The organism is Rhodococcus sp. ENV425, from assembly GCF_002887785.1.
Lineage (GTDB): Bacteria > Actinomycetota > Actinomycetes > Mycobacteriales > Mycobacteriaceae > Rhodococcus > Rhodococcus aetherivorans.
In genome coordinates, this window is sequence record NZ_PCZU01000218.1 from 1 (window position 1) to 8610 (window position 8610).

8 protein-coding genes are annotated in these 8610 nt (G+C 71.6%); 5 read left to right on the top strand and 3 right to left on the bottom strand.

Features of this window, described 5'->3' with window-relative positions; translation table 11 throughout:
* Positions 1-182 precede the first annotated feature (182 nt).
* Positions 183-722 carry a methylated-DNA--[protein]-cysteine S-methyltransferase gene (locus CQZ88_RS18900; protein ID WP_006945458.1) on the top strand — a complete coding sequence of 180 codons (540 nt, stop codon included), beginning with the start codon at positions 183-185 and terminating at the stop codon, positions 720-722.
* Between the two features lie 19 nt (positions 723-741).
* Here the strand turns inward: CQZ88_RS18900 and CQZ88_RS18905 are convergent, their stop codons facing one another.
* Positions 742-2031 carry an adenylosuccinate synthase gene (locus CQZ88_RS18905; RefSeq protein WP_006945457.1) on the bottom strand — a complete coding sequence of 430 codons (1290 nt, stop codon included), beginning with the start codon at positions 2029-2031 and terminating at the stop codon, positions 742-744.
* A 264-nt stretch (positions 2032-2295) separates the two neighbouring features.
* On the opposite strand from CQZ88_RS18905, the gene CQZ88_RS18910 reads away from it, so the two are divergent.
* Positions 2296-2946, top strand: coding sequence for a hypothetical protein (locus tag CQZ88_RS18910; RefSeq protein ID WP_029545383.1), 651 nt, complete (start codon positions 2296-2298; stop codon positions 2944-2946).
* Between the two features lie 68 nt (positions 2947-3014).
* Here the strand turns inward: CQZ88_RS18910 and CQZ88_RS18915 are convergent, their stop codons facing one another.
* Positions 3015-3965 carry a YafY family protein gene (locus CQZ88_RS18915; protein WP_102800154.1) on the bottom strand — a complete coding sequence of 317 codons (951 nt, stop codon included), beginning with the start codon at positions 3963-3965 and terminating at the stop codon, positions 3015-3017.
* 63 nt (positions 3966-4028) lie between these two features.
* Between CQZ88_RS18915 and CQZ88_RS18920 the strand changes: the two genes are divergently transcribed.
* Together CQZ88_RS18920 and CQZ88_RS18925 are read left to right on the top strand one after the other, a co-directional pair.
* Positions 4029-4496 (top strand): pyridoxamine 5'-phosphate oxidase family protein, encoded by a 468-nt coding sequence (locus tag CQZ88_RS18920; protein WP_006945450.1) that lies wholly within the window; start codon positions 4029-4031, stop codon positions 4494-4496.
* Between the two features lie 420 nt (positions 4497-4916).
* Positions 4917-7061 (top strand): catalase, encoded by a 2145-nt coding sequence (locus CQZ88_RS18925; RefSeq protein ID WP_065922252.1) that lies wholly within the window; start codon positions 4917-4919, stop codon positions 7059-7061.
* A gap of 92 nt (positions 7062-7153) precedes the next feature.
* Here CQZ88_RS18925 and CQZ88_RS18930 read toward each other — a convergent pair whose 3' ends face one another.
* The gene (locus CQZ88_RS18930; RefSeq protein WP_006945447.1) at positions 7154-8050 is read right to left on the bottom strand and encodes a glucose 1-dehydrogenase; all 897 of its coding nucleotides are present in this window, start codon (positions 8048-8050) and stop codon (positions 7154-7156) included.
* Between the two features lie 225 nt (positions 8051-8275).
* Here CQZ88_RS18930 and CQZ88_RS18935 point away from each other — a divergent pair, with 225 nt between their 5' ends.
* On the top strand, positions 8276-8596 hold the full coding sequence (locus tag CQZ88_RS18935; RefSeq protein WP_029545390.1) for a hypothetical protein: 321 nt from the start codon (positions 8276-8278) through the stop codon (positions 8594-8596).
* Positions 8597-8610 lie beyond the last annotated feature (14 nt).

Sequence of the window (8610 nt, forward strand, 5' to 3'; positions counted from 1 at the left end):
ACCAGCAGGCGGATTCCGTCCGCGAGGGCCCGGTACGCGGGCCGCCGATCGGCGGTGTCCTGCCAGTTGCCGAGGTCGCGGGCCAGGGAGCCGGCGCCGATCGCACGCGTGATCACCGGTCCAGTATCGCAGTCCAGTCGGTGAAGTGGTCGCCTGTCCCCGGTCCAGTCCATACTGGCGACGTGACCACCCTCGGCTACACCCTCTTCGACACCGCCGTCGGCACGTGCGGGCTCGTGTGGTCCGCAGCCGGCATCGTCGGCCTGCAACTGCCCGAGACCGCACCCGAGCCGACGCGCGACGAACTGCTCGAGCGGTTCCCGGACGCGGTCGAGCGCCCGGCCCCGGCCGCGGTGCAGCCCGTGATCGAGGCCGTCACCGCGCATCTCGCCGGCGCCCCGGACGACCTGCGCTGGGTTCCGGTCGACTACCAGAACGTGTCCGAATTCGACACCGCGGTCTACGAGTTCGCGCGCACGATCGGCCCCGGGACGGTGGCGACCTACGGCGAGGTCGCCACCCGGATCGGCCGGCCGGCCGGAGCGCAGGCCGTCGGACAGGCCTTGGGACGCAACCCCGTTCCGCTCGTCGTGCCGTGCCACCGGATCCTCGCCGCGGGCGGCGGCATCGGCGGCTTCTCCGCACCCGGAAGCACCGTCACGAAGCGGGAGCTGCTCGCGCTCGAGCACGCCCCCGGCTTCGACGATCCGACCCTGTTCTGACGGGCAGCCGCAGCGGGTTTCAGCCCAGGATGTCGCGCCGCACGATCGTCTGGTCGCGGCCCGGGCCGACGCCGATGCACGACATGCGCGCGCCCGAAAGCTCCTCGAGCCGCAGCACGTAGTTCTGTGCGTTCTTCGGCAGGTCCTCGAAGGTGCGGGCGTCGGAGATGTCCTCCCACCAGCCGGGCATCTCCTCGTAGATCGGCGTGGCGTGGTGGATGTCGGTCTGCGTCATCGGCATTTCGTCGACGCGGACCCCGTCCACCTCGTAGCCGACGCAGATCGGCACGGTCTCGAGGCTCGACAGCACGTCGAGCTTGGTGAGGAAGAAGTCGGTGATGCCGTTGACGCGGGTCGCGTAGCGGGCGATCACGGCGTCGAACCAGCCGCAGCGCCGGGCCCGGCCGGTGGTGACGCCGACCTCGCCGCCGGTCTTGGCCAGGTAGGCGCCGTGCTCGTCGAACAGTTCGGTCGGGAACGGGCCCGAACCGACGCGGGTGGTGTAGGCCTTGAGAATGCCGAGCACCGTACCGATCCGGTTGGGGCCGATGCCCGACCCGACCGCCGCGCCGCCGGCCGTGGGGTTCGACGACGTCACGTACGGGTAGGTGCCGTGGTCGACGTCGAGCAGAGTACCCTGCGAGCCCTCGAGCAGGACCGTCTCGCCGGCCTCGAGGGCCAGGTTCAGGCGCAGCCGGGTGTCGGCGATGCGATGCTTGAAGCCCTCCGCCTGGCCGAGCACCTCGTCGACGACCTGCTGCGGGTCGAGGGCCTTGCGGTTGTAGATCTTCGACAGCACCTGGTTCTTGAACTCCAGGGCGGCCTCGACCTTGTGGGTGAGGATCTTCTCGTCGAGGACGTCGGCGACGCGGACGCCCACGCGGGCGATCTTGTCCTGGTAGCACGGGCCGATGCCGCGGCCGGTGGTGCCGATCTTCTTGGCGCCGAGGAAGCGTTCGGTGACCTTGTCGATGGCCACGTGGTACGGCATGATCAGGTGCGCGTCGGCGCTGAGCAGCAGGTTCGTGGTGTCGACCCCGCGGTTCTCGAGACCGGCCAGCTCGTCGAGCAGCACGCCCGGGTCCACGACCACTCCGTTGCCGATCACGTTGGTGACGCCGGGAGTGAGGATGCCGGAAGGGATCAGGTGCAGCGCGAAATTCTCCCCGTTGGGGAGGACGACGGTATGGCCGGCGTTGTTGCCCCCCTGGTAGCGCACCACCCACTGCACCCGGCCACCGAGCAGATCGGTGGCCTTGCCCTTGCCCTCGTCGCCCCACTGGGCGCCGATCAGGACGATTGCCGGCATTTCGCTGTCTCCTAGGGTGTCGACGTGCGGGCGCCCTCCGCCTGCAGGGTTCTGCCGTCACAGAACAGAAGCCGGGGGGACAGTCTAGCGGACCACGTCCGCGGCGCTGCCTCCGGCGTCCGCCGGTCGCCGCCCCGCCTGTGGCGGGGACCGAGAATCCGCCCGACTCACCGTGCCACGTTCGGGCGCCCGGCGGCGGGGCCCGTCGTGACTAGAGTGAACGGAGCATCGTCGGCCGCGAGAGGAGTGCTCTTGACCCCCGTTGTGCTCAAGTGCGGTGACGCCCCGCTGCCGTTGACATTGACGTCCCTGACCACGTTGACCGCCCCCGTGCTTCCCGGCAAGGACGACTTCGAGGACGTGTTCGCGCATCTCGAGTCGGTCGAGGATCCCCGGCTCGTGGTGGTGGGCGGGGATGCCGCCTTCGCCGCGGCGCTGACCCGGATGATGCGCACGGAGCGGCTCGGCATCGAACTGGCCTACGTGCCCGAGCGGCGCACCCCGGCCGCCGAGGCCTACGGGCTGCGGTTCGGGTCCAAGGCCGCGACCGTCGCCCTGCAGGGCGTGGCCCGGCCGGTGCCGCTCATCCGCGACGACGCCGGCATCGCCCTCGTCGGGCGTGCCCTCGTCGAGGGTGAGGTCGGCGAGCTCGTCGGCGAGGCGTATGTGGACGACACCCGCCTGTTCAGCGGGGTCGCCCCGGGCGTGCGGATCGAGCCGATCCCCGACATGCCGGGACTGCGGGCCGCGATCGACCGGCCGCGCTGGTTCGGCGGCTACCGCTGGGTGACCGGACGCGCCGTCCAGCTCGGCTCGCCCGGCGCCCTGCTCACCCGCGACGGGGTGGCCAATCCCCGGGCGGTGAAGCGGTCCACGTTCTACCGGCACGAGCACAAGTGGAAGCTGGTGCGCTGAGCCGTCCGCTCACACCGCTGCACCACGAGAGCCGTTCGCGCAGAACGACTGTCGCTTTCGATCCGACGTCACGAGTTGCACCGGGCCAGCGTCTCGCCGGCGCCGCGGAGGGCGGCCCGCAACGACCGCGGGGCCACGACCTCGACCCCGCCGCCGAGGGCGAGGAGCTGGTCGAGCGCCACCTCCTCGGCCTCGAGCAGCAGGTCCACCCGAACCCGCCCGTCCGCGTCCGGCGGGCCCGGCTCGACGGCGGCGGCGTCGGCGCCCACCACGCGGGGCAGGCGCCGCCACGCGGCCGGGGTGAGGCGGACCGTGCAGGCGAACGTGCGCAGGGCCCGGTCGAACTCCGCCGCGGACGCCGCCCAGTAGGCGGGCAGGTCGAATCCGCCGGGGCGGTGCGCGGGAGCGTCGAGCACGTCGGCGGACGCGATGCGCCCGACGCGGTAGGTGCGGACGTGACCGGTGTGGGCGGCGACGAGGTACCAGACCCCGGCCTTGGCGACGAGCCCGAGCGGGTCGAGGGTGCGGGCCACGGTCCGGGCGCCGCGCCGGTAGCGGATGTGCAGGCGGCGCTCGTCGAACACGGCGGACGCGACCGCCGGCAGGTGCGTGTTGTCGCCCGGTGCGGCGAACCAGCCTGGGACGTCGACGTGTACCCGGTCGCGCCACGCCTGGGCGGCGCTGCGCAGGGTGACCGGCATGGATCCGAGCAGCTTGCCGCGTGCCGCCTCGAGCTCCACCCCGAGGTCGGCGGCGAGGGTGGGCACCCCCAGCAGCATCAGCGCGGCGCTCTCGTCGCTGGTGAGCCCGCTCAGCCGGGACTGCCACCCGTCGAGCAGGCGGATGCCGCCACCCGGTCCGCTCTCGGTCCACACCGGGACCCCCGCGGCGGACAGGGCACCGACGTCGCGGTACACGGTGCGCACCGACACGCCGAGGTCGTCCGCGAGTTGCCGCGCGGTCAGGCCCGCGCTGCCCTGGAGCCGGAGCATCATCGCGAGCAGACGTGCCGATCGCATGTCCGCAGCCTACGCGGAAAACACTGACATCGGATGTCAGTGATACGGGGGCATGCTGGGTCCATGACCACATGGGACGAGTTCTCCGAGCAGGCACCGGATCTGGCGAAGGCGATCGCCGCACGACTGCAGGCGCACAAGCATCACGTCCTGGCGACGGTGCGACGGGACGGGTCGCCCCGCGTCAGCGGGACGGAGGTCGAGATCGTCGGCGGCCGGCTGGTGCTCGGCTCGATGCCCGGCGCGCGGAAAGCGCGCGATCTGCAGCGCGATCCGCGCTACGCCCTGCATTCGAATCCCGGGCACCACTCGATGACAGGGGGCGACGCGAAGGTCGCCGGCCGGGCCCGGGAGCTGCACGACGAGGAGAAGGCAGCCGTGCTCGCCGCCTACCCGGAGGAGGTGCCGCCGGGACCGATGCACGTGTTCGAACTCGGCCTGGCCGAGGCGGTGCTCACGTCGGTGGACGGGGAGCACCTGTACGTGGACCTGTGGCGGCCCGGTGCCGCGGTCGAGCGCTTCACCCGCTGACCGGCCGGAACTGCCGTTCGACCCGCCGGTCGGCCCGGCATGCCGAGGGAGTTCGGCGCCCCGGGCTGTCGAGTTCAACCCGGGGCACCTTGGCCGGCCCGCATCCGGACTACGAGACGGCCCTGAACCGTTGTGCCCACTGACGCGCGGTCGAAACCTCCGGCCCCGAATACGTCCGCCCGCCGGGCATCCGTTCTCGTCGCCCCGTCGGGCGAAGTGTGGGATCCCCGCCGAAGGGGTACCCGCCCGTGGTGGCCGGCCACCGCGCGTGGCCGGCCGCAGACGTTGTCACGGGCGGGGTGGGTCGCCACCCCGGCGCACGCCGAGACCCGACGCGCCGGCCGATGTTTGGAAACGGGCGTGCGGGGCAACTCGGCCGAGACGTGAACGTCACCCGTCTCGACCGAACGGAGCATCGCAGTGTTCGAGAAGAATCCGCCGGTTCCCGGCTCACCCGCCGGTTTCGAGGTCCCGGTCGAGGAACCCACCACCCCGACGGACCCGCCACCGGCCAAGCCCGACCAGCGTGAACCCATCCCGGTCACTGCCACCGGCACCCCCGAAGACCTGCCCGACGGCGCGCGCGGGCCCCAGGGCCGGTACCTCACCACCGCGCAGGGCGCGCGGCTGACGGACACCGACCACTCCCTCAAGGCCGGTCGGCGCGGCCCCACCCTGCTGCAGGACCACCACTTCCGCGAGAAGATCACCCACTTCGACCACGAGCGCATCCCCGAGCGGGCGGTGCACGCCCGCGGCGCCGCGGCCCACGGCGTCTTCCGGGCCAACGGCGCCGCCTCGAAGATCACCCGTGCCGGGTTCCTGCAGAAGGGCGCCGAGACGCCCGTGTTCGTCCGCTTCTCGACCGTGCTCGGCTCGCGCGGCTCCGCCGACACCGTCCGCGACACACGCGGCTTCGCGACGAAGTTCTACACCGAGGAGGGCACGTTCGACCTGGTCGGGAACAACATCCCGGTGTTCTTCATCCAGGACGCGATCAAGTTCCCCGACGTCGTCCACGCGGCCAAGCCGCACCCGGACCGGGAGATCCCGCAGGCGCAGAGCGCACACGACACGTTCTGGGACTTCGTCTCGCTCCACACCGAGGCCACCGCCCACACCCTGTGGAACATGTCCGACCGCGGCATCCCCCGCTCCTACCGGATGATGGAGGGCTTCGGCGTCCACACCTTCCGCATGGTCAACGCCGACGGTGAGACGTCGCTGGTGAAGTTCCACTGGAAGCCGCGCCTGGGGGTGCACTCGCTGGTGTGGGAGGAGGCGCAGCTGCTCGGCGGCATCGACCCGGACTTCCACCGCCGCGACCTCGCCGACGCGATCGAGGCCGGGGCCTACCCGGAGTGGGATCTGGGCGTGCAGGTCTTCCCCGACACCCCGGAGCAGACGTTCGAGGGCATCGACCTGCTCGATCCCACCAAGATCGTCCCCGAGGAGCTCGCGCCGGTCCAGCTGATCGGGACGATGCAGCTCAACGCCAACCCGACCAACTTCTTCGCCGAGACCGAACAGGTGGCCTTCCACCCCGGGCACCTCGTGCCGGGTATCGACGTCACCGACGACCCGCTGCTGCAGGGCCGGCTGTTCTCCTACCTCGACACCCAGATCAGCCGGCTCGGCGGGCCCAACTTCGGTCAGCTGCCCATCAACCGGCCGCATGCGCCCGTCAACGACATGCTGCGCGACGGCATGCACCAGACCGGTATTCATCCCGGGGCGGCCCCGTACCGGCCCAACTCGCTCGGGGCCGGCTGCCCGTTCCTGGCCGGCGCCGAGGAGGCCGCGTTCATCGACGTGCCGGCACCCATCGCCGCCGCGGTCAAGGAACGCGCACAGCCGAGTTCGTACGACGACCACTTCTCGCAGGCGCGACTGTTCTACATCAGCCTGTCCGAGGTCGAGAAGCAGCACGTGGCCGACGCCTACAGCTTCGAACTCGGCAAGTGCTTCGAGCAGGCGATCAAGGAGCGGGCCCTGCGCGTGCTCGCGAACATCGATGCCGGACTGTGCGCCACCGTCGCGGCCGGCCTGGGGCTGCCGGCACCGGAGCCGACGGTGGCCCTCGCCGGTGAGCCGCTGCGCAGCGAGGCGCTGTCCCAGGTCGGTGCGACCTGGCCGATCGAGGGCCGGATGGTCGGCATCGTCGCGGACGACAGCGCCGACGTCGCCGAGGTCGCCAAGGCCGTCGCCGCGGTGGCCGCCGCGAAGGCCGTGCCGCTGGTGATCGGCCCGCACGGCGGCAAGCTCGACGGCGGCCGCAAGGAGGTGCCGATCTCGCGGACCTTCGCCACGGCCCGGTCCGTCGAGTACGACGCGCTGCTGCTCGCGAGCGCCCCGGCCGATCCGCGCGTGCGCGTCCTGGTCGACGAGACGTTCCGGCACTGCAAGGCGCTCGGCACGTGGGGCGCCGGCACCGAGGCGCTCGAGCACGCGGCCGTCCACCCCGAAGCCCCGGGTGTGGTCACCGCCGACGATCCGGAAGCGGTGGTCACCGGGATCGTCGACCTGCTCGGCGCCCACCGCGTGTGGGAGCGGGCCCAGGCCTGACCCCCCGCGCGTCCCCCGCCTGGGATGGTGGCCGAATGTCACACCGCTTCGATTGGATTGAACGCGTGTGACATTCGGCCACCACGGGCGTGTCAGGAGAAGGGCTTGCCGCCGGTGACGGCGATGACCTCGCCGGTGATGTAGCTCGACTCCTGCGAGGCGAGGAAGACGTACGCCGGCGCCAGTTCGGCCGGTTGCCCGGGGCGGCCGAGCGGGACGTCGTCACCGAAGGACTCGAACTTCTCCCGCGGCATGGTGGCCGGGATCAGCGGCGTCCAGATCGGGCCCGGGGCAACGGCATTGACCCGGATTCCCCGCTTCGCGACGTCCGCCGCCAGCCCCTTGGTGAAGTCGACGATGCCGGCCTTGGTCGTGGCATAGTCGAGCAGTTCCGGCGAGGGGCTCGTCCCCTGGATCGACGACGTGTTGATGATCGTCGAGCCCGGCTCCATCACCCCGACCCCGAACTTGCACAACCAGAACAACGCGTACAGGTTCGTCTTCAGCACGCGATCGAACTGCTCGGTCGTGATGTCGGCGATCCCGTTCATCTGCACCATCTGGAACGCCGCGTTGTTCACCAGGATGTCCAGGCCGCCGAGTTCGCGCACCGCCGTGTCGACCAGGTGCCGGCAGTGTTCCTCGGCGCGGATGTCACCCGGCACCGCGACGGCGCGCCGGCCCGCGTCCTCGATCCACCGCACGGTGTCGCGGGCGTCGTCCTCCTCGGACTCGAGATAGCTGAGGACGACGTCGGCGCCCTCACGGGCGAAGGCGATTGCGACGGCCCGGCCGATCCCGGAGTCGGCACCGGTGATCAGCGCCCGCCGGCCCTCGAGCCTGCCGCTGCCGCGATAGGTCTGCTCGCCGTGGTCGGGTGCCGACACCATGTCGGACGTGAGGCCCGGATATTCGAGCTCGGGTTGCCGCTCGCGATCCGGTGCCGGGTACTGGTCGACCGGATTGCGGGGCCGGTGCTGGTCGGTCATGGTTCCTCCCTCGAGGTCTGCGGGCGAGTGCCGGCGGCCCCGGACGGGGACCGCCGGGTCCGGCCGGTGCATACCCGGACCCGGGAGCGGGTACACGGGGGACACGGTCGGCGAATCCGAGCGCCGCAGCGCTCTCCCGGCCCGACTTCTGGAAAGGATGCGGCTGTGACGGAACACGAGAACGAGTTTCGGAGAAGCGACGAGACGCGGGCGGGTGCCGATCCGGTGCACGGCAGGCAGACGTACAACAGGGATCTGACGACCGACAGCGACTTCCCGGCCGACGACGCCCGCACGATGCGCAGCCACGCCGGCGAGGCCCTGACCGACTCCAAGGGCTGGCCCGGCTACTTCTTCCTGGGCCTCGGGCTGCTCCTGCTCGGGCTGACGCTGGTGGCCGCCGGGTACGGATTCGAGGGCTGGGCGTGGATCGCCGGCCCGGCATGCATCGTGTCCTTCGCGGTGGGCGCCGTGCTGGTCATGCTGGAGCGCAAGCGGGTCCGCGACGTCGAGGGAACGAGCCTGCGCGAGCCGCGCGGTCACTGACGCCCACCGGCCCG

Bases quoted from the DNA above. Each gene is read 5' to 3' on its own strand.
- CQZ88_RS18905 (WP_006945457.1), bottom strand. From the start codon at position 2,031: ATGCCGGCAATCGTCCTGATCGGCGCCCAGTGGGGCGACGAGGGCAAG.
- CQZ88_RS18920 (WP_006945450.1), top strand. From the start codon at position 4,029: ATGACCACATGGGACGAGTTCTCCGAGCAGGCACCGGATCTGGCGAAG.
- CQZ88_RS18930 (WP_006945447.1), bottom strand. From the start codon at position 8,050: ATGACCGACCAGCACCGGCCCCGCAATCCGGTCGACCAGTACCCGGCA.
- CQZ88_RS18915 (WP_102800154.1), bottom strand. From the start codon at position 3,965: ATGCGATCGGCACGTCTGCTCGCGATGATGCTCCGGCTCCAGGGCAGC.